Below are 21,247 nucleotides of genomic sequence, written 5' to 3' on the forward strand. Positions count from 1 at the left end.
GGCAATTCGTCCCGGCATGAATCGGTCGGTCGGGCATGATGGGCGGTGATGACCAGACCACGAACGGTGACCCTCGCGATCGCCAACCAGAAGGGCGGAGTCGCCAAGACGACCTCCGTCGCCTCGATCGGGGCTGCTCTCGCCGAGCTGGGCCACTCGGTGCTGCTCGTCGACCTCGACCCGCAGGCGTGCCTCACCTTCTCCCTGGGGATCGATCCCGAGGACCTCGACCTCTCGGTCCACCACGTGCTGACCAAGGGGCTCGACCCGACCGAGGTGATCGTGGAGACCCCGGACGGCGTCGACCTGATGCCGGCGACGATCGAGCTCGCCCGCGCCGAGGCCGACCTCCTCACCCGCACCGGCCGTGAACACGTCATCAAGAGTGCGATCGAGGCCCTGGAGGAGAGCGACGTCGCCTACGACTGGGTGCTCCTGGACTGCCCGCCCTCCCTGGGTGTGCTCACCGTGGCCGCGCTGACGGCTGCCGACGGGGTCCTGATCCCCCTGCAGTGCGAGACGCTCTCCCACCGCGGTGTGGGCCAGCTGCTCGACACCGTGCACGACGTGCGCCGCTTCACCAACCGCAAGCTCGAGGTCTGGGGGGTCCTGCCGACGCTCTACGACGGTCGGACCAACCACGCCCGCACCGTGCTCGAGACGATCAGCGACACCTACGACCTCGAGGTCGTCGGCCCGCCGATCCCCAAGACGATCAAGTTCGCCGAGGCGCCGGCGGCCGGCCGGTCGATCCTGTCGACCAGCCGTAGCAACAAGGGCGCGGTGGCCTACCGCGAGGTCGCCGCCAACCTGGTCAAGCGTGCCGAGCGTCCGCGGCCGAGCAAGGCCGGGGCCCAGAAGAAGTCGGCCCAGAAGAAGTCGGCCCAGAAGAAGTCGGCCCAGAAGGCCTGATCCATGAGTCGTCACCGGTCCGCCTCGCCTCGCTACGGCCGGATCGTGCTGGCCGCTGCGGCGCTGGGGGTGACGACGGTGTCCGTGCTCGGCGGGGTCGGACTGGTCCCGACGCCGTCCAGCGCGGCGGGGGAGAGGCTCTCGGTGACGCCACCGAGCGCGGTCGCCCCACCTGTCCGGTCGGCGCCGGAGCCGGTGGTGGCGGGTCCGAGCATGCCGGCCGATGCGGTCGAGTCGCTCGCCGCGACCCTGCTGCCGCAGGGATCGGGGGAGGGGAGGCGCGTCGTGTTCAGCGAGGAGCACCAGCGGGTGTGGCTCGTGCGGGGCAACGGCAGCGTCCGCCGTACCCACCTCGTCTCGGGCAGCATCGAGGACAACCTGGACCCGGGGACCTATCAGGTCTATTCGCGCTCGCGCTGGGCCGTCGGGATCGACGACTCGGGGGTGATGGAGTTCTTCGTCCGGTTCACCCGCGGGGAGCACGCGGCGATCGGCTTCCACACCATCCCCACCAAGCTCGGCCAACCCCTGCAGACCCGGGCCGAGCTGGGCACGCCGCTGTCCCACGGCTGCATCCGGCAGGCCAGGGCCGACGCGGTCGCGCTGTGGAAGTTCGCCCCCGAGGGCACCGCCGTCGTCGTGGTCTGAGGTGCGGGTCGCGGCGGCGACGATTTGGCGACCCGCCGGGGGCGTTGCCATGGTGTCCGGATGCTTGGCTCACCCACTGTCCTGTCCAAGGCCCTGTCCCGTGTCGTGGCCGGTGTCGTCGCCCTCCTCGTCACCCTCGCTCTGGCCCCCGTCCTGACGGCCGGACCCGCGTCGGCAGCGGCCTCTGCGTCCGACGCGGAGTCGGCAGCGACCCCGGCGCCCCGCAACGGGTACGGCGTGCGGCTGACCACCTTCAACATTCTGAGCAGCTCCATCGCTCGCGGCGGCGTCGACCGCGCGACCCGCGCCGCCCGGTGGGTCCAGGACCAGGGCGCCGACGCGGCCGCCTTCCAGGAGGTTGCCAAGGACCAGCTGCGCCAGATGCAGACGGTGATGCCGCGCTACAGCTTCTTCCCCCGCCGTTCGCTGGGCACCCGTGGTTCGGCGATCCAGATCGCCTGGAACACCAAGACGGTGAAGAAGATGGAGACCGGCCACATCATGCGCCCGTTCCTGGGCTGGGCGCGGCCCATCCCCTACGTCCGCCTGCGCGACCGTGAGACCGGCCGTGGCTTCTGGGTCGTGGCCATCCACAACGCCCCCGGCGGCCAGGAGCGGGAGCGCGACGTGTCCACCGCGGCGGAGATCAAGCTGGTCAAGAAGATGCTGGCCGGTCGTGACCGGCCGGTCTTCGTGATCGGTGACGTGAACGAGCGCTCGGAGTTCTGCCAGAAGTTCGCCGCGGCCACCCCGCTGGTGTCGATGAACGGCGGCACGGCGAAGAACCCGTGCCCGGTGCCGCGCTTCGGTGGTCCCGACTGGATGCTGGGCTCGGGCGCCGAGTTCTCCGACTTCGAGAAGGTCTACAACGGGATCAGCGACCACCCCGCGCTCACCGCGCGGGCATGGGTGCCGTCCAACAAGTAGGCCGCCGCGGCACAGCTCTGATGGCGAAGTCCCCGCTCAGGCGGGGACTTCGCCGCTTTGTGCAGGTCGCGACGAGGGCCGGGTCAGGCCTCGGTGGTCGTGGCCCCGGTCGGCTTGCTGCCACCCGAACGGGTGCGCCGGCGCCGGTTGGTGCGGCTGACCTCAGGCTTGCCCTCGCCCGCTGTGGCGGGTGCGGCGGAGTCGGTCTGGCCGCTGGCTGCGTCCTGGGCTGCGGGGGCGCCGCTGCGGGTACGGGTGCGGTTGCGGTCGCGGCTGCGTGCGGGACGCTCGGAGGAGCTGCGGTCGCTGCGACCGCCCCGGTCACTGCCACGGTCCTCGCGCGGCTTGCGCTCGACCGGGGCAGCGTCCACGATCCGACCCTTGGTGCCGGCCGGGATGCCCTGGTCGTGGAAGAGGTGCTCGGAGGTGGAGTAGGTCTCCTGCGGGTCCGGGAACGGCAGGTCGAGCGTCTTGTTGATCATCTTCCAGCGCGCGATGTCGGGCCAGTCGACCAAGGTGATCGCGGTGCCCGAGGCGCCCGCCCGGCCGGTGCGGCCGATGCGGTGGACGTAGGTCTTGTCGTCCTCGGGGCACGTGTAGTTGACGACGTGGGAGACGCCGCGTACGTCGATGCCGCGAGCGGCGACGTCGGTGCACACCAGCACCTTGAGCTTGTCCTCACGGAACTTCGCCAGGGCCTTCTCGCGGGCCACCTGGGCCATGTCGCCGTGCAGCGGAGCGGCGGAGAACCCGCGCTCGGCCAGGTCGTCGGCGATGCGCTGGGCCTGGCGCTTGGTGCGGGTGAAGACGATCATCTTCTCCGCGTCGTCGGCCTGCAGGACCCGCCCGATGATCTCGGGCTTGTCGAGGTCGTGGGCGAGGTAGATGAACTGCGCCGTCGCCGGGACGGTCGCGTTCTCGTAGGACGACTCGGCCCGGATGTTCATCGGGTGACGCATGTGGGTGCGGGCCAAGGAGACGATCGCAGCCGGCATCGTGGCCGAGAACAGCATCGTCTGACGCGTCTCCGGGGTCATGCTCAGCAGCCGCTCGACGTCGGGGAGGAACCCCAGGTCGAGCATCTCGTCGGCCTCGTCCAGGACCAGCGCGTGGACGTGGGACAGGTCGAGGGCCTTGCGGTTGGCCAGGTCGATGAGGCGACCCGGGGTGCCCACGACGATGTCGACGCCTGCGGCCAGCGTGTCGAGCTGGGTGTCGTAGCCGACGCCGCCATAGACGGTCAGCACGCGCAGGCCGAGGTCCTTGCTGGCGAGGTGGAGGTCGTTGGAGACCTGGAGCGCGAGCTCACGGGTCGGGGCGACGATCAGCGCCTGCGGCTTGCCCTGGGGCAGGTCGGCGTAGGCCGGGTCGCTCATGGTGACGCTGCGCTGCATCACCGGGATGCCGAAGGCGAGGGTCTTGCCGGTGCCGGTGCGAGCCTGGCCGATCAGGTCGGTGCCCATCAACGCGACAGAGAGGGTCATCTCCTGGATGGCGAACGGGGTGGTGATGCCGGCGCGCTCGAGGGCGTCGCAGATCAGGGGCAGGACCCCGAGCTCACGGAAGGTGGTGGTCACGGCTGTGTCGCTTTCTGTTGTCTTGCGAGTCGTCGTGCGGCGGACTCGTAAGAGAAAGCCTGCCGCGCACATTCGACCGGCGCAGCGAGATGTTTGCCGCGCGCGGTTCCGTCACTGTATCGCCTAGGGTTTGGCCATGACTCAATCGTCGGGTGCCCCCACAGCAGACCCGGACCAGGATCCGGTCTACACCCAGGCGGTGACCGAGCTCCTCGGGGCGATCGCCTACGGCGAGCTGACCGCCTTCGAGCGGCTCACCGAGGACGCCAAGCTGGCCCCGACGCTCGAGGACAAGGTCGCGTTCATGTCGATGGCCGCAGCCGAGTTCGGACACCTGACCACGCTGCTCGAGCGACTGCGTGAGCTGGGTGCCGACCCCTACGCCACGATGCGGATCTTCAAGAAGGGCTTCGACGAGTTCCATGCCCACACCCGGCCCGCCGACTGGTACGAGGGCCTGATCAAGGCCTACGTCGGCGACGGCCTCGCTGCCGACTTCTATCGCGAGATCGCGGCCTACCTCGACCCCGTGACCCGCGACGCCGTCATCGAGTCGCTCGTCGACGTGGGCTACGCAGAGCTGGTGGTCGACCGGGTGCGTGCGGGGATCCGGGCGGACCCGCGCATGGGTGGCCGGCTCGCCCTGTGGGGGCGGCGGCTGATGGGGGAGGCGCTGACGCAGGCCCAGCGGGTCGCAGGGGAGCGCGACGCCCTCAGCGCCCTGCTCGCCGGCGGCGTCGACCGCCCGGGGCTTGACCTCGCCGCCCTGGGTCGGATGTTCGCCAGGTTGACCGAGAACCACGCCAGGCGGATGAGCGACCTGGGGCTCGACTCCTGAGCACCCGTCGCCATACGTGCTGAAGACATGGAGAAGGGCCCGCACCGATCGGTGCGGGCCCTTCTTGTCAGGTGAGTCTCAGACGTGCGACTTCGTGTTGCGACCGGTCACGGTCGACGCGATCATCACGAGCACGAGTGCCGTCACCACGGCGACGATTCCCTGGACCCAGTCCAGGCCGTCGCTGCCGTCGCCACCGAAGGCCTGGTAGATGAACCCACCGAGGATCATGCCGCCGATGCCGCACAGGATGGTGAGCCAGAGCGGGATGTTGTCCTTGTCGCCAGGGGCAAGGAACTTGCCCAGCAGGCCGACGATAGCGCCGACGATCAGGTAGAAGAGGATGGTCATGAGCATGATGGTTCCCTTTCAGTTGTGCGCAGCAGCGCATGCCGCCGAAGACGTTGGCACGGTCTCACTATGGTCGTTCGCGCTCGGATGATCAATTCTGACCATTGCGCGGCGAGCCGTTTCGTGCTGCTAGCGGCCTCGGCTCAGCGGAAGCCGACGGTGCCCGAGGCTCCGGAGCCGATCTCGACGTAGGCGATCTTGCTGCCCGGCACGGCGACGCGGCGCCCGCGGGTGTCGGTGAAGGCGAGGAGACCGTCGGAGCTGACGGCCTCACGCAGCTGCGCCTCGAACTCGTCGGGGCTGACGTCGGTCTCCACGACCAGCTCGCGGGGGGCGTACTGGACGCCGATCTTGACCTCCATGGGTCACTCCTTGTGCAGTTGGTGGGGGGTGTGTCGTCGACGGGGTGTCGACGGGTCAGTTGTCCTCGGTCTTGGGATAGCCGCGGATGCCGCGCCAGGCCAGGCCGGAGACCAGGGCAGCGGCGTCGGAGAGCGGGATGGCCCCGCTGCTGACGCCGTTCTCGCGCAGCCAGAACCGTGCGCTGACCTGGGACATTCCCACCAGTGACACGGCCAGCAGGCGCGAGGCCTCGTCGGGGAGGCCGGTGTCCTCCCGGATCACCTCGGCGATCATGGTCGCGCACTCGGTCGTCACCCGGTCGACGTGCTCACGGACCGCTGGCTCGCTGGTCAGGTCGGACTCGAAGACCAGCCGGAAGGCGCCGGTGTCGGAGGTGACGTAGTCGAAGAAGGCCTTCATCGTCGCCTGCACTCGCAGCTTGTTGTCGGTCGTGGACGCGAGTGCCTGGCGACAGTTGTCGATGATCGTGTCGCAGGACGTGTCGAGCAGCGCGAGATAGAGGTCGAGCTTGCCGGGGAAGTGCTGGTAGAGCACCGGCTTGGAGACCCCGGCGCGGTCGGCGATGTCGTCCATCGCTGCCGCGTGGTAGCCCTGGGTCGCAAAGACCTCCAGGGCCGCCTCCATCAGCTGGGCACGGCGCTCCCGGCGCGGCATCCGTCCCCCTCGGGGTCGTGCCTCGCCGGAGTCGAAGCGGTCGACGCTCACGTGTGTTCCTCCCGGTGCAGTGACCCGAAGCCTACTCACACGTAGCCCTGCTGAGGAGGCGGGCGGGCCCATCCGGTGGTCGGGTCCGGATGGCGGGATCGGTCGCCCCCCATCGGTGGCCGCGGCGACGATGGGGAACAAGAAGCGCGGTCACCGGTGTTGGGCCGGACATCCGCCACTGACGTCTGAGGAGTTGTTGTGTCGTTCGCCCCGCTGGTCGAGCCAGCTGCCGAGCTCACCATCGATGAGGTACGGCGCTACAGCCGCCACCTGATCATTCCCGATGTCGGCATGACCGGACAGAAGCGGCTGAAGAACGCCAAGGTGCTCGTCATCGGCGCCGGCGGGCTGGGCTCCCCTGCGCTTCTCTACCTCGCAGCGGCCGGGGTCGGCACGCTCGGAGTGGCGGAGTTCGACACCGTCGACGAGTCCAACCTGCAGCGCCAGGTGATCCATGGCGTCAGCGACATCGACAAGCCGAAGGGCCTCTCGGCCAAGGAGTCGATCGCCGAGATCAACCCCTATGTCGAGGTGATCCTCCACGAGGACAGGCTCGACAACGACAACGTGCTCGAGGTGTTCCGCGGCTACGACCTGATCGTCGACGGCACCGACAACTTTGCGACCCGCTACATGGTCAACGACGCGGCATACTTCCTCGGCATCCCCTACGTGTGGGGTTCGATCTACCGCTTCGACGGCCAGGCCTCGGTCTTCGCGCCGATGCTGGGCGACGACCTGCCTTGCTACCGGTGCCTCTACCCCGAGCCCCCGCCGCCGGGCATGGTGCCGAGCTGCGCGGAGGGTGGCGTGCTGGGCGTGCTGTGCGCCAGCATCGGCTCGATCCAGGTCAACGAGGCGATCAAGCTGCTGACGGGGATCGGCGAGCCGATCGCGGGCCGGCTGATGATCTATGACGCGCTGGAGATGGAATACCGCAAGCTGAAGGTCCGCAAGGACCCCAACTGCGCCCTGTGCGGCGACAACGCAACGGTCACCGAGCTGATCGACTACGACGCCTTCTGTGGTGCCGTCTCCGAGGAGGCCGTCGAGGCCGCCGCGGGCTCGACGATCTCGGTGACCCAGCTCGAGCAGATGATCAAGGAACGCGACAACGGCGAGCGGGACTTCGTCCTGATCGACGTGCGCGAGCCCAACGAGTTCGAGATCAACAAGATCCCCGGCTCCGTGCTGATCCCCAAGGGCGAGTTCCTCAACGGCAACGCGCTCAGCGACCTGCCGAGCGACAAGCAGATCGTGATGCACTGCAAGTCCGGTGTGCGCTCCGCCGAGACCCTGGCGATCGTCAAGGGCGCGGGGTATGCCGACGCGGTGCACGTCGGCGGCGGTGTCGTGGCCTGGGTCAACCAGATCGACCCCAGCCAGCCGACCTACTGACTCAAGGCTCCCCTCCAGCGAGGCGTAACCCTTCGGGGTCACGCCTCGTTGGCGTTTCGGACTGCTCCGCCCGCCTCGGGTGCGGAGAAACCGATCGGGAGAGGAACCCATGCGCTCGACTCGCACCATTCTCGCCGCTTCCGCCAGCGTCGCCCTCACGGCCGCGCTCGCCACCTCCGCCCCAGCGCTCGCCGCCAAGAAGGGCAAGCCCCGCACCGTCTCCTACGCCCCGGCCGCCACGGCCCAGATCCACCCCGGCGTCCAGATGTACACCGACGGTGCCCAGTGCACGGGCAACTTCGTCTTCAGTGACGGCTCCGGCGCCACCTTCGTCGGCTATGCCGCCCACTGCGCAGGTCTTGGCGCGGCCACCGACACCAACGGCTGCGACGCGGGCTCGCTCCCGCTGGGGACGCGCGTCGACTTCGTCGAGGGTGGGTCGCTGGTCACCGACGGCACCACCGTCGGACGCGGCACCTTGGTCTACTCCTCCTGGCTGACCATGCAGAAGCTCGGCGAGACCGACGAGAACGCCTGCGCCTACAACGACTTCGCCCTGGTCAAGGTCGACGCCGCCGACGTCGCCAAGGTCAACCCCTCCATCCCGTTCTGGGGTGGCCCGGTCGGCATCAACACGACCGGCACGGCCGTCGGCGACACGGTCTACTCCTACGGCAACTCCAGCCTGCGCGCCGGTGTCGAGGAGCTCTCGCCCAAGGAGGGCACCAGCGTCGGCACCGAGGGTGAGGGCTGGTCGCACGCCGTCTACACCGTCAGCCCCGGTGTCCCCGGCGACTCCGGGAGCGCGTTCCTCGACGCCGACGGCAACGCCCTCGGCACCCTGTCGACACTGGCCATCGCACCGCTGGCCGGTTCCAACGGCGTCGGCGACCTGAACCACGAGCTGTCCTACGCCCAGCAGCACGGTGGCTTCACCGGCCTCCGCCTCGTGCCCGGCACCGAGGCGTTCAGCCCGATCCTCTGATCCCAGGGGACGACAAGCGCCGGCGGCTCCATCTGTGGGGGGTGGGGCCGTCGGTCATTTCCTTCGCGCCGTACGCCGACGCACAGCCCGCCCCGGTCCGTCGTTGTCGGTGACGTCTGTTTGAGTGCTCCCATGCCCACGAGCCCCGCGCCGCGCAGCACCTATCGCCTGGTCCGGGCGAGTGGCGAGGCGGTCGAGCCGCCGGTGCTCGACGAGCACCAGCAGGCCGTGGTCGACCACCCCGGCGGGCCGCTGCTGGTGCTGGCCGGCCCGGGCACCGGCAAGACCACGACGATGGTGGAGACCATCGCGGAGCTGGTCGAGCAGCGGGGGGTGCATCCCGACCAGGTCCTGGCGTTGACCTTCTCGCGGAAGGCTGCCGAGCAGCTGCGCGACCGGGTGGCGTCGCGCGTCGGGCGCACCACCTCGGCGGCGACGTGCTCGACCTTCCACTCCTTCGCCTACTCCTTGATCCGGGCCTACAGTCCACTCGACCTCTACGACGCGCCGCTGCGGCTGCTCTCCGCACCCGAGGCCGACGTGGTGCTCCGCGAGCTGCTTGACGACAACCCCGAGGCGGTGTCGTGGCCCCCGTCGCTCAGGAACGCCCTGGGCACACGTGGCTTCACGCGTGAAGTGCACGCGGTCCTGTCCAGGGCCCGGGAGAAGGGACTCGACCCGACCGGGCTGGAGGCGCTGGGCGCGGCCAACGGCCTCCCGGAGCTCGTGGCCGCGGGGCGCTTCCTGGAGCAATACCTCACGATCCTCGACAACCTGGGTGCCACCGACTATCCAGACCTGATCCGGCGGGCCGTCATCACGGCCGAGGCCCACAGACACGAGCTGCGCGCTCGGTTCAGTCACGTCTTCGTCGACGAATACCAGGACACCGATCCGGGCCAGGTCGCGCTCCTGCGAGCGCTGGCGGGCGACGGTCGCAACCTGACGGTGGTGGGCGACCCGCACCAGTCCATCTATGGCTTCCGCGGGGCAGACGTGCGCGGCATCCTCGACTTCCCGGGCCAGTTCCCCACCAGCGGCGGCGATCGGGCGCCGGTCCTGGTCCTGCGTCGCACGCGTCGGTTCGGGCCACGGCTGCTGCTCTGCGCGGGCCGGATCGCCGGCCGGCTGCCCCTGAGCGGCAGCATCGGGGCGGACGCACGCGAGGCATTCCTCTCCCCGCAGGCCGTCCCCGGCCCGCACGGTGAGGGCCGCGCCGAGGTCCTCACCTTCGACACCGATCGCGCTGAGTCCGAGCACCTCGCCGACCTGCTGCGGCGGGCCCATCTCGAGGACGGTGTCGACTGGTCCGAGATGGCTGTCCTGGTCAGGTCGGGCCAGGCCTCGATCCCGCCGTTGCGGCGGGCGCTGGCAGCCGCCGGGGTCCCGGTCGAGGTTGCCGCTGACGAGGTGCCGCTCGTGCGTGACCCGGCCGTGCTGCCGCTCCTCGACGGTCTCCGGGCCGTGGTCAACATCGACAACCACGACCCCGACTCAGCCGACTTCCTCGACCCCGGTCGGATCGAGTCCCTGCTGCTCTCCCCGCTCGGGGGCTCGATGCCGGCGACCTGCGAGCCCTGGTGCGACGGCTTCGACTACGCGACAAGACCAGCGACTCGCCCCGTCCCAGCCGAGAGCTGCTGCGGCTCGCCGTGGTCGCCGACGGCTTCCTCGACGACCTCGACGGGGCCGAGGTGGAACGCTGCCGGGCGTTGGCCGCCCTCCTGCGTGCCGGTGCTGCGCTGCTCGAGGAGCACGCCAGTGTCGAGGACGTCCTGTGGCACCTCTGGTCGGGCACAGGGTGGCCCGACCGGCTGCGGCGTCAGGTCGACCAGGGCGGAGCCGGGGCGCGCCGCGCCCACAAGGACCTCGACTCGATCTGCGCCCTGTTCGAGGTGACCGCGCGCGCTGTCGAGCACCGGGACCACGTCGGGGTCGGCGCCTTCTTCGCCAACCTCGTGGCCCAGCAGATCCCCGGAGACACGCTGGCCGAGCGTGGAGTGCGCGGCTCGGCGGTGCGGCTCCTCACCGCCCACCGCTCCAAGGGCCTCGAGTGGGAGCTGGTGGTGGTCGCTCACGTGCAGCAGGACGGGTGGCCGGACCTGCGCCGCCGCTCGAGCCTGCTGGGTGCCGACCGGATCGGGTTGGATCCCTCCGGCGCTCCAGACCTCGTCCCGCCGGTCACCTCTCGTGCGCTCCTGACGGAGGAGCGCCGCCTCTTCTACGTCGCCTGCACACGAGCCCGCAAGCGGCTCGTGGTGACTGCCGTGGCGTCGACCGACGACGAGGGTGAGCAGCCGTCCAGGTTCCTGGCCGAGCTCGAGATCACACCCGAGCACCGCATCGGCCGGCCGCCTCGGCCGCTGTCCCTGGGAGGTCTCGTGGCTGAGCTGAGACGCACGGTCGCCGAACCCACGACCTCCCAGCCCCTGCGCGAGGCTGCCGCGCGGCGCCTGGCTGCCCTGGCGGCCGAGCAGGCCGGGGGCCGTCAGCTGGTCCCGCAGGCCGACCCTGCGTCGTGGTGGGGGACCCGCGCGCCGTCCACCTCCGCGCGGCCGGTTCGCGACCCCGACCGCCCCGTCCCGATCTCGGCGAGCATGCTCGAGGCGTTGACGACCTGTCCGGCCCAGTGGTTCTTCGGACGGGAGGCGGGCGGCATCTCCGCGGCGCACCAGGCCGTCAACCTCGGCCAGATCGTGCATGCGCTGGCCGAACGTGTGGCCACCGGGGAGCTGCCGGCCGACGTGGAGGCCTTGATGCTCGAGGTCGACGCCGTCTGGGAGCGTCTGGCCTTCCGGACGCCGTGGTCGCGCAAGCGCGAGCACGACCGTGTCCGCAAGGCGATCTCGCGCTTCGTCGAGTGGCATGCGGTCAATCCGCGTGAGTTCCTCGACTCCGAGACACGCTTCGCCACGGCCGTGGAGGTCGACGGGCAGGAGATCATGCTCAACGGCACCGCAGACCGGCTCGAGCTCACCAGCGACGGGGACGTCGTCGTGGTCGACTTCAAGACCAGTCGCGGTGCGCCCAGCGGACCCTCGGTCAAGGCCAATCTGCAGCTGGCCCTCTATCAATACGCAGTCGATGCCGGAGCGCTCGACGAGCAGGCCGGCAGGTCGCTGCGTTCCGGCGGCGCCGAGCTGGTCCAGCTCGGCATCTCCGACGACACGCCCGTGGCCAAGGTGCAGGTGCAGGAGGCGCACGCTGCCGACGGCCCGGAGCGACAGCGTCTGCGGCTCGGACTGTCGCGCGCCGCGACGATGATCCGCGACGAGACCTTCCCGGCCGTTCCCGGTCCCCACTGCCGTGACTGCACCTTCACCTCGATCTGCCCGGCCCGCAGTGCAGGGTCGGTGACGGCCCAGTGAGCGCGCCCGCCGCGATCCGGCTCGACACCCCGGCCGACCTGCAGGCCCTGATGGGAGGCCATGCCCCGAGCCCGGAGCAGTGGGAGGCGATCACCGCCGAGCTACGACCCACCGTGGTGGTGGCCGGGGCAGGAAGCGGCAAGACCACCCTGATGGCCCAACGCGTCGTCTATCTCGTGGCCACAGGTCGGGTGCGCCCCGAGGAGGTGCTGGGCCTCACCTTCACCACCAAGGCCGCGGCCGAGCTGCGCAGCAGGATCGGACTCGCCCTGTCGAAGGCGGGACTCCTCGACGAGTCGGTCGTCGCCGAGGGGAGGACGTCCTCGAGCCCACGGTCGCGACCTATCACGCCTACGCCGGGACCCTGTTGACCGATCACGGGCTGCGGATCGGCCACGAACCCGACACCCGGGTCGTCTCAGACGCCTCCCGCTACCAGCTCGGGTCCCGGGTGATCGAGCGTTTCACCGGTCACATCAAGCTCCTCTCCGACCACCCGGCGACGGTCATCCAGAACCTCCTGGCCCTCGACGGGGCGATGAGCGAACACCTCGTGGACGCTGACGACGTCCGTCGGGTCGACGCCGAGGCACGCCAGGGGTTCGAGCGCGCCCGCGCGGAGGAGATGCAGGGCAAGGCCCGCAAGACCTACCTCGAGGTGATCGACAAGGCGGTCAACGCCCTCGACCGCCGGGCGGAGCTCCTCGAGCTCGTGGCGGGCTATCGCCGGGTCAAGACCGACCTGGGACTGATGGACTTCGGTGACCAGATCGCGCTGGCCGCCCGACTGGTCGATGAGCAGCCCGACGTCGGAGTGGCCGAGCGAGCACGGTTCAAGGTCGTGCTGCTCGACGAATACCAGGACACCTCCGTCGCCCAGGCGACGATGCTGGCCCGGCTCTTCTCCGGTCCCGACGCTCGGTCGGGCCTGGGCCACCCCGTCATGGCCGTCGGCGACCCCAACCAGGCCATCTATGGCTGGCGGGGCGCCTCGGTGTCCAACATCCTCAACTTCGCAGAGACGTTCCCGGCCGCTGACGGTGATCCGGGACGGTTGCCGCTGACCGTCAACCGTCGCTCCGACCGGCGGATCCTCGACGTCGCCAACCGGCTCGCCGAGCCACTGCTGGCGACGTACGGCGACAAGGTCGCCCGGCTCCGGGCCCCGGAGGGGACTCCGGACGGGGTGGTGGAGACCCACGTCTTCGAGCGCGCGCTCGACGAGCTCGAGTGGCTCGCCGCGGCGGTGCAGCGTGTCCACGACGCAGGCACTCCGTGGTCGGAGATCGGGGTGCTGAGCCGCGACAACGCCCAGGCCGAGGACGTCTACGACGCGCTCACCGGCGCCGGGATCCCGGTGGAGATCGTCGGCCTCTCGGGACTCATCCGGTTGCCGGAGGTGGCCGAGGTGGTCGCGACCTTGACGTTGCTCCACGACGTCACCGCCAACACCGCCGTGCTGACCCTGCTGGCAGGGCCACGGTGGGCCATCGGACCCCGCGACCTGCGCCTGCTCGCCGAGCGGGCCGCGACGATCGGGGGTGGCCGGGACCGTGATGAGGCGGCCTCGATCGCGCAGCAGCTCCTGCGGATCGCCGATGGGATCGACGTCTCCGAGCTGCCGGCGCTCAGCGACGCCCTGGCAGATCCCGGCGACGCCCCCTACTCGGCCGAGGCCCGCGAGAGGTTCGCCCTGCTGTCGGCAGAGCTGCGCCGGTTGCGCGGACATGTCGGCGATCCGCTCCTCGACGTCGTGCGCCGGGTCATCGACACCACCGGCGTCGACGTGGAGCTGGCGTCGGCCACCGCCCCCGCAGCGGCTGCTCGCCGCGACAACCTCGACCTGTTCGTCAAGGCCGTGGCGGAGTTCCAGTCCGTCGACGGCGACGTCAGCCTACCCGCACTCCTGGCCTACCTCACGGCCGAGGACGACCAGGGCAACGGCCTCGACATCGCCACCCCGAGCGCCGCCGACTCGGTCAAGCTCCTCACCGTCCACCGGGCCAAGGGCCTGGAGTGGTCCTCGGTGTTCTGTGTCGGCGTCGGGGAGACCCGGTTCCCCAGCGGCCGGTCGCGCACTCTGTGGACCTCCTCCCCAGCGGTGCTGCCGGCGCCCCTGCGCGGCGACCGCGCCGACCAGCCGCAGCTCCAGGGCTATGACAAGCCTGCCCTCGAGGCCTATCGCGCCGCCACCCGCGAGCACGACGCCGAGGAGGAGCTGCGTCTGGGCTATGTCGCCTTCACCCGCGCGGCTCACCACCTCGCGGTCACGTCCTACGTGTGGGCCCAGCGAGCCAGCGCGTTCGGCCCCTCGACCTATCAGCGGGTCGTGCGCGACCAGCTCGAGGCGTGGGGTGCGCCGGTGGGGGCTTGGCTCGACAAGCCCGAGGGCAGGCCGCCCAATCCCAACGACGACATCGACCTGTCCCGGCCCTGGCCGGTCCCGGGTCCGGGGGAGGAGGCCCGCCGACGACGGGCGGCGGCCGAGCTCGTCCGGGCTGTCGATCCCACGATGCCCGACGAGGGTCTCGACCTCGTCGAGGCGGCGCGGGTCGCCGACTGGGACGACGACCTCGGCCAGCTGGTGGCCGAGGCCCGCAGCGTCCACGCGACGCACGTCAGCGTGCCGCTCCCCTCGAGCCTGTCGGCCACGGCACTGGCCCGGCTCCACTCCGACCCCGACGCCCTCGCCCGCGAGCTGGCCCGGCCCATGCCTCGCCCACCCTCGCACCAGGCTCGGTTCGGCACCGACTTCCACGCCTGGGTGGAGAAGCGCTTCGGCCAGCAGGCACTGATCGAGCCCGACGACCTGTGGGGTCGAGCCGACGCCGACCTCGACGACGCCGACGAGCTGCAGCAGGTCATCGCCAGCTTCGAGGCCGGCCCCTTCGCCGACCGGGCGCCCTACGCGGTCGAGGCTCCCTTCGCGATCGTGCTCGCCGGGCAGGTCGTCCGGGGTCGCATCGACGCCGTCTATCGCGACGACGACGGCACCTTCTCGATCATCGACTGGAAGACCAGCCGCAGCGAGACCACCGATCCGCTCCAGCTGGCCATCTATCGCCTCGCCTGGGCCGAGATCCACGACTTGGCGCCCGAGTCCGTGCGGGCGGCGTTCCACTACGTGAGGACCGGACGGACCGTGGAGCCCGACGGCCTGCCCGGTCGTGCCGAGCTCGAGCAGATCGTCTCCGGCTAGGAGTCCAGCGCGGCGCCCAGGGCGATCTCGACCATCGCCGGAAAGCTCTGCTCCCGCTCGGCCGAGGTCGTCTCCTCGCCCGTCACGATGTGGTCGCTGACGGTGCACACGGCCAGCGCCCGCCGGTCGTGGGCCGCGGCCAGGGTGTAGAGCGCGCTCGCCTCCATCTCGACCGCCAGCACCCGGTGCTCGGCCATCCGCTGGGTCAGCTCAGGACGCGGGGAGTAGAACGAGTCGCTCGAGAAGACCAGGCCGACGTGCGTGGTGACGTCGGGCATCGCCGACGCGGCGTCATGCGCGCGTCGCAGCAGACCGAAGTCCGCGACCGGGGCGTAGTCGTAGCCGCCGAACCTGTGGGTGTTCATGGAGGAGTCGGTGCAGGCCCCGCTGGCCAGGACGACGTCGCGGACCCCGACCGTCTCGGTCAGGGCCCCGCAGGAGCCGACGCGGACGATCGTCTCGACGTCGTAGTCGCGGAACAGCTCGTTGACATAGATCGCTGCCGAGGGCTGGCCCATCCCCGAGCCCTGCACCGAGACCCGGTTTCCTCGCCAGGTCCCGGTGAAGCCGAACATCCCCCGCACCTGCGAATAGCAGCGCGCGTCGGTGAGGAAGGTGTCCGCGATCCACTTCGCTCGCAGGGGGTCTCCGGGCAACAGGACGACAGGGGCGATCTCGCCGGGCGCGGCGCCGATGTGCGTGCTCATCACTCCATGCTGGCACCCTGAGGGGGTGACCCGCGAGCTGCCCCATGTCGCCCTCTCCGCGCACGCCCACGATCGGGAGGGATGCGCCGCACCGACGAGGCCTGGCTGGCGGAGCGCTGGGCCGACGACTCCACGCAGGTGCTGGTCCTGGCCGGTACGAGGCTCCGGCCGGTCGACGGGTTGCCGCAGTGGGTGCGTCCGGCCGAGTCGCCGGACGGCACCCGTGTGCTGCTCGGTCACACCGACGGCGTGACCCGGTTCGCCGTGATCGCCCACCCCGACTCCGTGCCCGGCCGGCGAGAGGAGTGGGTCGGGGTTCGTGCGCTGTTCCCCCGCCTGATCTCGTCCGACCCGGCGCTGGCGACGCAGGTGCCGTGGCTCTTCCACGCGATCGGGTTGGCCGAGTGGCACTGGTCGACCCGGTTCTGCCCGCGCTGCGGCGGTCGGCTCCGCTCGACCCACGCCGGCCACGAGCTGACGTGCGAAGGCTGCGGCAAGCCACAGTTCCCCCGGACCGACCCTGCGGTGATCATGGCGGTGACGCTGGGGGAGCCGGGCAGTGACGAGGAGAAGATCCTGCTGGGCCGCGCGCCGTCGTGGCCGCCGGGACGGTTCTCCACCCTGGCGGGCTTCTGTGAACCGGGGGAGACCCTGGAGGATGCCGTACGCCGCGAGGTGCTCGAGGAGACCGGCGTGCGCGTCGGCGAGGTGGCCTACTTCGGCAACCAGCCCTGGCCGCTGCCGGGGAGCCTGATGCTCGGGTTCACGGCTCGCGCGCTGAGCGAGCAGATCGTCGTCGACGGCGACGAGCTGGCCGAGGCGCACTGGTTCACCCGCGCCGACCTGCGTGGCGAGACCGAGCGGGGAATCGCCGTACCGTCCGGGATCTCGATCTCGTCGTCGCTGATGGAGAGCTGGCTCGGGGAGCCGCTCGCGGACGGCTGGTGATCAGCTCGCCAGCGAGGCGAGCTTCTCCTTGACCTGCTTCAGCGACGGGTTGGTCTGCGCCGACCCATCGGCATAGACGAGGGTCGGGACGGTCTGGTTGCCGTTGTTGACCTGCTCGACGACCTGGGCCGCCTCCGGGTGCTGCTCGATGTCGACCACGTCATAGCTGATGCCCTCGCGGTCCAGCTGGCCGCTCAGGCGGTGGCAGTAGCCGCACCAGGGGGTGCTGTACATCGTGAAGCTCATGTCGGTCCTGACGTCTAGGGTTCAAGGTGTCCGTCATGACCAACCGCTCACCCGCAGGAGATGTTCCCAGCCGATGCCCACGCCCGATGAGCTGCTCGATGCCCTCGACCCCGAGCAGCGGCAGGTCGCCGAGGCGATCCGCGGTCCGGTGCGGGTGCTGGCGGGCGCCGGGACGGGCAAGACCCGGGCGGTGACCCACCGCATCGCCTATGGCGTCGCGACCGGCGTCTATGCCCCCTCCGAGGTGCTGGCGGTCACCTTCACCACCCGAGCAGCCGGGGAGATGCGCGGCCGGCTCCGCACCCTGGGGGCTGGCGGCGTCCAGGCGCGGACCTTCCACTCGGCCGCACTGCGCCAGCTCCGCTACTTCTGGCCGCGTGTGCACGGGCGCGAGCTGCCCGACCTGATCGACTCCAAGATCGGGCTGTTGGCGGGCGCTGCGCGTCGCCTGCGGATCCAGAGCGACCAGGCGTTGCTGCGCGACCTGGCGAGCGAGGTCGAGTGGGCCAAGGTCAGCAACGTCTCACCCGACCGTTATGCGTCGGTGGCCGAGCAGCGCGACCGCTCGGTCGCCCATCTCGACGCGGCGACCGTGGCGCGGGTGTTCGAGGGCTATGAGGAGATCAAGCGCGGCCAGAGCCGGATGGACATGGAGGACGTGCTGCTGTTCGCGGCCGGCCTCCTCGCCGACGAGGAGGCCGTGGCCGCCCAGGTCCGGCGCCAGTACAAGTGGCTGGTCGTGGATGAGTTCCAGGACGTGTCGCCCCTCCAGTCGGCGCTGCTGGACCTCTGGCTCGGCGGTCGGGACGAGATCTGCGTGGTCGGAGACCCGGCCCAGACGATCTATTCCTTCGCCGGTGCCAACGCCTCCTACCTCCGCGACTTCACCACCAAGCACCCCGGCGCCACCTCCATCGAGCTGGTCCGCAACTACCGCTCGTCGCCCCAGGTCGTCGCCGCCGCCAACCGGTTGCTCGCCGGCACCAGCAGTGCAGGTGTCAAGCTCCTCGCCCAGCGGCCGGCCGGGCCCGAGGTGACCTACCGGGCCTTCCCCGACGAGGTGGCCGAAGCGGCTGCCGCAGCCGACCAGGTGGCGTCGCTGCGGGCCGGCGGGGTGCCGGCCGGGGAGATGGCGATCCTCTTCCGCATCAACGCACAGTCCGAGAGCTTCGAGGACGCGCTGTCCCAGCGCAAGATCCCCTACGTCGTGCGCGGGGCAGCACGCTTCTTCGAGCGTGCCGAGGTGCGCCAGGCCGTGACCCTGCTGCGGGGGACCGCCCGCTCCGGCCAGGCCGACGGGTCAGTGAGTCAGCTCGTGCGTGCCACGCTGTCCGGGATGGGCTGGTCGAGCGAGCCGCCGAGCACCCGCGGTGAGACCCGCAACCGCTGGGAGTCGCTGCAGGCACTGGTCGACCAGGCCGGCGAGTTCGCCATCGAGCATCCCGACGCCGACCTGGGTGCCTTCGTCGACGACCTCGACCGGCGAGCCGCCGAGCAGCACGCTCCGGTCGCCGACGGTGTCACCCTGGCCACGCTCCACTCGGCCAAGGGCCTGGAGTGGGACGCCGTCCTCCTCTGCGGCATGCAGGACGGGACCATGCCGATCACCTACGCCGACACCCCGGCTGCGGTCGAGGAGGAGCGACGCCTCCTCTACGTCGGCATGACCCGAGCCAGGTCCCACCTCTCGATCTCGTGGGCCGCTGCCCGCAACCCGGGCGGGCGTGGGTCGCGCAAGCCCTCGCGCTTCCTGCACGGGGTCGCCGAGGTCGAGCGCTCGGCCGCCGTCACCACGTCGCGGGACCGAAACCGCAAGGCCCGTCACTGCCGTGAGTGCGGCGGCGCCCTCGGGTCGCCCGCGGAGAAGAAGATCGGCCGGTGCGCGGGGTGCCCGGCCTCCTACGACATGGCGCTCTTCGAGCGGCTGCGCGAGTGGCGCCTCGCCCGCGCAAGCGACGACAGCGTCCCGGCATTCGTCGTGTTCACCGACGCGACCTTGGAGCTCATCGCCGAACACCGCCCCACCGACCAGCGGGGGCTGCTCAAGATCAGCGGGGTCGGCGCCTCCAAGCTGGAGAAATACGGCGACGACGTGCTTGCCCTGCTCGCCGGACGAGAAATCTGACGAAATACGCACTAAATGGTTTGCCCATTACAACGAGCAGCCGCTAGTTTTCTTCCAACATCCAACGCGCACCCATGACCACTGGCACCGGTCAGCGCCCACAGCACCTGAAGGAGGTGGACCGCATGGAGAACAACACCTGGCACACCACGGCCGTCGCGCCGAACTTCGGCATGCCCGCATTCGGTCCGGCCTTCCGTGCTGCCCAGACGGCTGCCTATGGCACGCCGGCGGGCATCAACCAGCTCGGCACGGCCGACGTGTGCGTCGATGTCCGCGTCAAGCGAGCACACCGGGGATCCTCCGCCTGGAGACCACCGATCAGTTGACCAACAACTGACCGGCTCACCTCCAGGCCGCGGATCCCATCACCGGGATCCGCGGCCTTTTCGTTTCTCGCGAAGCGAAGCCGCGGGCTCCGAACCCCTAGTCAGCAGTCTTTTGCACCAGCGATCAGGTCAACGAGAAGGAGGTGACACACATGACCATCAGTGTTCTCGACCGCAACCTGACCGAGGACGTCAGCCCGCGCGACCTGGGCGACCTCCACGACGCGGCTGCCCAGGTGGAGGACGAGCTGCTGCCCTGCCGAACCAACAACGCAGAGCTGTGGTTCGCCGAATCCCCGTCCGACGTCGAGTTCGCCAAGACCCTGTGCCAGGACTGTCCCGTCCAGGCGCTGTGCCTCAGTGGTGCCCTCGAGCGGCGTGAGCCGTGGGGCGTCTGGGGCGGCGAGCTCTTCCTCCAGGGCGCGGTGATTGCGCGCAAGCGCCCCCGCGGTCGACCCCGCAAGAACGAGGTCGCCGCGTGACGCGGCGCCAACCCTTCTCGAGATCCACCGGAGCACCACTTTCCATGACACTCACCCCCAGCACGAAGGACACCAAGATGAACACGATGCACGAAGACCTGGCCAGGGCGCAGATGTCCGCGCGCCTGGGAGAGGCGCAGCTGCAGCGACAGGCCCACCAGCTGGTCCTGGCCCGTCGCATGAGCCGCAAGGCCGAGAAGGCCGCGCAGCAGGCGCGTCTCGCGCTCGCCCGCGCGATCTAGGACCAGCCTCGCCCTGATCGCGGGTGATGCACTCAGTGCCGGCACGACCACGTGGTCGTGCCGGCACTGGCATTCGCGGCCGCAGAACCTCCTGGCTCGATCCGAGGGCAGCGGCGGCGTAGCGTGCTGGGCATGCGCACCTGTGACCGCTGCGGGCGGGAGGCGACCGACGCCGACGCCCTGACCTGGATCACCTCGGTGGAGGCGGGCGGCCGGCGCACCTACTGCGACGAGTGCTCGCGCACCAACCTGCGGGCGATCGAGGGCAAGCTCGACAGCGAGTGGTGGTGATCCGCCGGTCAGTCAGCCGGCGACCTCGAACAGGTCCCAGGCGCATCCGCAGTGGGGGTGTCGCAACCATCGGGTGACCTCGGGCTCGGCGCCACGGCGCACGGTGATCGTGCTCGACCAGGTGACCGGCAGCTCCCCGGCCTGCCAGGTCTCCAGTTCGTGCACCGCCCAGCCCAGGGTCAGCACCAGCAGAGCAGGATCGGGTGGGGAGAGCGTGGGCACAGCCGGAGCGCCAGGAGCGGGCCCGGGCTCGGCCCCGGCAGCCGTCAGGCATCGCAAGCAGGCGGTCGCTCCCGGATCGACGAAGGGACCGATGCGTCCCTCGTCCGACGTCACGCTCACCACCAGGTGGGGCAGCGAGTCCACCAGCCACCGGTCGGCGACCCCCGGGTCCTGGGAGGTGGTCAGGAGCAGCGCGACGTCTGCCGTGGGGCACGGACGGAGCCCGGCTGCCGTCACGACGGTGGTGACGACATCGGCGTACGGCCCCGGGGCGTGCACCTGGGCCCTGGGCGGCTCGTGTCGGCGGCTGGGGAACATGCCCTCACCCAACCAGCACCCCGGCGGCCTCGCACGCGGCTCTCCACAGGAGGAAATGGCAGCGGC

23 protein-coding genes are annotated in these 21,247 nt (G+C 70.5%); 16 read left to right on the top strand and 7 right to left on the bottom strand.

All coding sequences use genetic code 11. The annotated features are described in order from the left end of the window. Nucleotides 1–48: 48 nt before the first annotated feature. The 3 genes from G7071_RS09450 to G7071_RS09460 are packed head-to-tail and all read left to right on the top strand — an operon-like array spanning nt 49 to nt 2,487. Complete coding sequence (locus G7071_RS09450; protein ID WP_166317858.1) at nt 49–912, top strand: ParA family protein; 864 nt, start codon at nt 49–51, stop codon at nt 910–912. Between the two features lie 3 nt (nt 913–915). Then, nucleotides 916–1,560 (top strand): L,D-transpeptidase, encoded by a 645-nt coding sequence (locus G7071_RS09455; RefSeq protein ID WP_166317861.1) that lies wholly within the window; start codon nt 916–918, stop codon nt 1,558–1,560. Between the two features lie 60 nt (nt 1,561–1,620). Next, complete coding sequence (locus tag G7071_RS09460) at nt 1,621–2,487, top strand: endonuclease/exonuclease/phosphatase family protein (protein WP_166317864.1); 867 nt, start codon at nt 1,621–1,623, stop codon at nt 2,485–2,487. Nucleotides 2,488–2,570: 83 nt separating this feature from the next. On the opposite strand, the gene G7071_RS09465 is transcribed toward G7071_RS09460, so the two are convergent. Continuing rightward, on the bottom strand, nt 2,571–4,136 hold the full coding sequence (locus G7071_RS09465; protein ID WP_166317867.1) for a DEAD/DEAH box helicase: 1,566 nt from the start codon (nt 4,134–4,136) through the stop codon (nt 2,571–2,573). Between the two features lie 64 nt (nt 4,137–4,200). Between G7071_RS09465 and G7071_RS09470 the strand changes: the two genes are divergently transcribed. After that, the gene (locus G7071_RS09470) at nt 4,201–4,902 is read left to right on the top strand and encodes a ferritin-like fold-containing protein (protein ID WP_166317870.1); all 702 of its coding nucleotides are present in this window, start codon (nt 4,201–4,203) and stop codon (nt 4,900–4,902) included. Between the two features lie 78 nt (nt 4,903–4,980). Here the strand turns inward: G7071_RS09470 and G7071_RS09475 are convergent, their stop codons facing one another. The 3 genes from G7071_RS09475 to G7071_RS09485 all read right to left on the bottom strand — a co-directional run bounded on the left by G7071_RS09475 (nt 4,981) and on the right by G7071_RS09485 (nt 6,270). Next, the gene (locus G7071_RS09475; protein WP_166317873.1) at nt 4,981–5,253 is read right to left on the bottom strand and encodes a GlsB/YeaQ/YmgE family stress response membrane protein; all 273 of its coding nucleotides are present in this window, start codon (nt 5,251–5,253) and stop codon (nt 4,981–4,983) included. A gap of 143 nt (nt 5,254–5,396) precedes the next feature. After that, the gene (locus tag G7071_RS09480; RefSeq protein WP_166317876.1) at nt 5,397–5,615 is read right to left on the bottom strand and encodes a DUF3107 domain-containing protein; all 219 of its coding nucleotides are present in this window, start codon (nt 5,613–5,615) and stop codon (nt 5,397–5,399) included. 55 nt (nt 5,616–5,670) lie between these two features. Next, on the bottom strand, nt 5,671–6,270 hold the full coding sequence (locus G7071_RS09485; protein ID WP_166321022.1) for a TetR/AcrR family transcriptional regulator: 600 nt from the start codon (nt 6,268–6,270) through the stop codon (nt 5,671–5,673). Nucleotides 6,271–6,519: 249 nt separating this feature from the next. On the opposite strand from G7071_RS09485, the gene moeZ reads away from it, so the two are divergent. The 6 genes from moeZ (at nt 6,520) to G7071_RS19660 (ending at nt 15,271) form a co-directional block, all read left to right on the top strand. Beyond that, on the top strand, nt 6,520–7,719 hold the full coding sequence (moeZ, locus tag G7071_RS09490; protein WP_166317879.1) for an adenylyltransferase/sulfurtransferase MoeZ: 1,200 nt from the start codon (nt 6,520–6,522) through the stop codon (nt 7,717–7,719). Between the two features lie 109 nt (nt 7,720–7,828). Further along, nucleotides 7,829–8,704: a hypothetical protein gene (locus G7071_RS09495; protein WP_166317882.1), complete on the top strand. Its 876-nt coding sequence runs from the start codon at nt 7,829–7,831 to the stop codon at nt 8,702–8,704. Nucleotides 8,705–8,836: 132 nt separating this feature from the next. Continuing rightward, nucleotides 8,837–10,603 carry an ATP-dependent helicase gene (locus G7071_RS19195; RefSeq protein ID WP_246209913.1) on the top strand — a complete coding sequence of 589 codons (1,767 nt, stop codon included), beginning with the start codon at nt 8,837–8,839 and terminating at the stop codon, nt 10,601–10,603. A gap of 116 nt (nt 10,604–10,719) precedes the next feature. Continuing rightward, entirely contained in the window at nt 10,720–12,072 is a 1,353-nt protein-coding gene (locus G7071_RS19200) for a PD-(D/E)XK nuclease family protein (protein WP_246210633.1), read from the top strand. Next, entirely contained in the window at nt 12,069–12,443 is a 375-nt protein-coding gene (locus G7071_RS19655) for a UvrD-helicase domain-containing protein (RefSeq protein ID WP_281351644.1), read from the top strand. The genes G7071_RS19200 and G7071_RS19655 overlap by 4 nt, the downstream gene beginning before the upstream one ends. After that, entirely contained in the window at nt 12,440–15,271 is a 2,832-nt protein-coding gene (locus G7071_RS19660) for an ATP-dependent helicase (RefSeq protein ID WP_281351645.1), read from the top strand. The genes G7071_RS19655 and G7071_RS19660 overlap by 4 nt, the downstream gene beginning before the upstream one ends. Here the strand turns inward: G7071_RS19660 and deoD are convergent. After that, nucleotides 15,268–15,978: a purine-nucleoside phosphorylase gene (gene deoD, locus G7071_RS09510; RefSeq protein ID WP_166317885.1), complete on the bottom strand. Its 711-nt coding sequence runs from the start codon at nt 15,976–15,978 to the stop codon at nt 15,268–15,270. The two genes, G7071_RS19660 and deoD, sit on opposite strands and share 4 nt — an antisense overlap. Nucleotides 15,979–16,059: 81 nt before the next feature. Between deoD and nudC the strand changes: the two genes are divergently transcribed. After that, nucleotides 16,060–16,926 carry an NAD(+) diphosphatase gene (nudC, locus tag G7071_RS09515; RefSeq protein WP_166317888.1) on the top strand — a complete coding sequence of 289 codons (867 nt, stop codon included), beginning with the start codon at nt 16,060–16,062 and terminating at the stop codon, nt 16,924–16,926. On the opposite strand, the gene G7071_RS09520 is transcribed toward nudC, so the two are convergent. Further along, the gene (locus G7071_RS09520) at nt 16,927–17,172 is read right to left on the bottom strand and encodes a mycoredoxin (RefSeq protein WP_166317891.1); all 246 of its coding nucleotides are present in this window, start codon (nt 17,170–17,172) and stop codon (nt 16,927–16,929) included. A 73-nt stretch (nt 17,173–17,245) separates the two neighbouring features. Between G7071_RS09520 and G7071_RS09525 the strand changes: the two genes are divergently transcribed. The 5 genes from G7071_RS09525 to G7071_RS09545 all read left to right on the top strand — a co-directional run bounded on the left by G7071_RS09525 (nt 17,246) and on the right by G7071_RS09545 (nt 20,641). Then, nucleotides 17,246–19,297, top strand: a complete 2,052-nt coding sequence (locus G7071_RS09525; RefSeq protein ID WP_166317894.1) for an ATP-dependent DNA helicase UvrD2 — start codon at nt 17,246–17,248, stop codon at nt 19,295–19,297. A gap of 74 nt (nt 19,298–19,371) precedes the next feature. After that, entirely contained in the window at nt 19,372–19,626 is a 255-nt protein-coding gene (locus G7071_RS09530) for a hypothetical protein (RefSeq protein ID WP_166317897.1), read from the top strand. A gap of 152 nt (nt 19,627–19,778) precedes the next feature. Next, nucleotides 19,779–20,108: a WhiB family transcriptional regulator gene (locus G7071_RS09535; RefSeq protein ID WP_166317900.1), complete on the top strand. Its 330-nt coding sequence runs from the start codon at nt 19,779–19,781 to the stop codon at nt 20,106–20,108. 44 nt (nt 20,109–20,152) lie between these two features. After that, nucleotides 20,153–20,350, top strand: coding sequence for a hypothetical protein (locus tag G7071_RS09540; protein WP_166317903.1), 198 nt, complete (start codon nt 20,153–20,155; stop codon nt 20,348–20,350). A 132-nt stretch (nt 20,351–20,482) separates the two neighbouring features. Further along, a complete protein-coding gene (locus G7071_RS09545) occupies nt 20,483–20,641 on the top strand; it encodes a hypothetical protein (protein ID WP_166317906.1) in 159 nt (52 codons plus the stop codon). Between the two features lie 12 nt (nt 20,642–20,653). Here the strand turns inward: G7071_RS09545 and G7071_RS09550 are convergent, their stop codons facing one another. Beyond that, on the bottom strand, nt 20,654–21,181 hold the full coding sequence (locus G7071_RS09550) for a hypothetical protein (protein WP_166317909.1): 528 nt from the start codon (nt 21,179–21,181) through the stop codon (nt 20,654–20,656). Between the last annotated feature and the right edge of the window lie 66 nt (nt 21,182–21,247).

The sequence above is a fragment of the Nocardioides piscis genome (assembly GCF_011300215.1).
GTDB lineage: Bacteria > Actinomycetota > Actinomycetes > Propionibacteriales > Nocardioidaceae > Nocardioides > Nocardioides piscis.

What these genes read in the sequence shown, in the direction of transcription:
- G7071_RS09535 (WP_166317900.1), top strand. Translation starts at nt 19,779, where the DNA reads ATGACCATCAGTGTTCTCGACCGCAACCTGACCGAGGACGTCAGCCCG.
- G7071_RS09550 (WP_166317909.1), bottom strand. Translation starts at nt 21,181, where the DNA reads ATGTTCCCCAGCCGCCGACACGAGCCGCCCAGGGCCCAGGTGCACGCC.
- G7071_RS09520 (WP_166317891.1), bottom strand. Translation starts at nt 17,172, where the DNA reads ATGAGCTTCACGATGTACAGCACCCCCTGGTGCGGCTACTGCCACCGC.
- G7071_RS09465 (WP_166317867.1), bottom strand. Translation starts at nt 4,136, where the DNA reads ATGTGCGCGGCAGGCTTTCTCTTACGAGTCCGCCGCACGACGACTCGC.
- deoD (WP_166317885.1), bottom strand. Translation starts at nt 15,978, where the DNA reads ATGAGCACGCACATCGGCGCCGCGCCCGGCGAGATCGCCCCTGTCGTC.
- G7071_RS09460 (WP_166317864.1), top strand. Translation starts at nt 1,621, where the DNA reads ATGCTTGGCTCACCCACTGTCCTGTCCAAGGCCCTGTCCCGTGTCGTG.
- G7071_RS09455 (WP_166317861.1), top strand. Translation starts at nt 916, where the DNA reads ATGAGTCGTCACCGGTCCGCCTCGCCTCGCTACGGCCGGATCGTGCTG.
- G7071_RS09485 (WP_166321022.1), bottom strand. Translation starts at nt 6,270, where the DNA reads ATGCCGCGCCGGGAGCGCCGTGCCCAGCTGATGGAGGCGGCCCTGGAG.
- G7071_RS09475 (WP_166317873.1), bottom strand. Translation starts at nt 5,253, where the DNA reads ATGACCATCCTCTTCTACCTGATCGTCGGCGCTATCGTCGGCCTGCTG.
- G7071_RS09540 (WP_166317903.1), top strand. Translation starts at nt 20,153, where the DNA reads ATGACACTCACCCCCAGCACGAAGGACACCAAGATGAACACGATGCAC.
- G7071_RS09545 (WP_166317906.1), top strand. Translation starts at nt 20,483, where the DNA reads ATGCGCACCTGTGACCGCTGCGGGCGGGAGGCGACCGACGCCGACGCC.
- nudC (WP_166317888.1), top strand. Translation starts at nt 16,060, where the DNA reads ATGCGCCGCACCGACGAGGCCTGGCTGGCGGAGCGCTGGGCCGACGAC.
- G7071_RS09495 (WP_166317882.1), top strand. Translation starts at nt 7,829, where the DNA reads ATGCGCTCGACTCGCACCATTCTCGCCGCTTCCGCCAGCGTCGCCCTC.
- G7071_RS09480 (WP_166317876.1), bottom strand. Translation starts at nt 5,615, where the DNA reads ATGGAGGTCAAGATCGGCGTCCAGTACGCCCCCCGCGAGCTGGTCGTG.
- G7071_RS09470 (WP_166317870.1), top strand. Translation starts at nt 4,201, where the DNA reads ATGACTCAATCGTCGGGTGCCCCCACAGCAGACCCGGACCAGGATCCG.
- G7071_RS09525 (WP_166317894.1), top strand. Translation starts at nt 17,246, where the DNA reads ATGCCCACGCCCGATGAGCTGCTCGATGCCCTCGACCCCGAGCAGCGG.
- G7071_RS19195 (WP_246209913.1), top strand. Translation starts at nt 8,837, where the DNA reads ATGCCCACGAGCCCCGCGCCGCGCAGCACCTATCGCCTGGTCCGGGCG.
- G7071_RS09530 (WP_166317897.1), top strand. Translation starts at nt 19,372, where the DNA reads ATGACCACTGGCACCGGTCAGCGCCCACAGCACCTGAAGGAGGTGGAC.
- G7071_RS09450 (WP_166317858.1), top strand. Translation starts at nt 49, where the DNA reads ATGACCAGACCACGAACGGTGACCCTCGCGATCGCCAACCAGAAGGGC.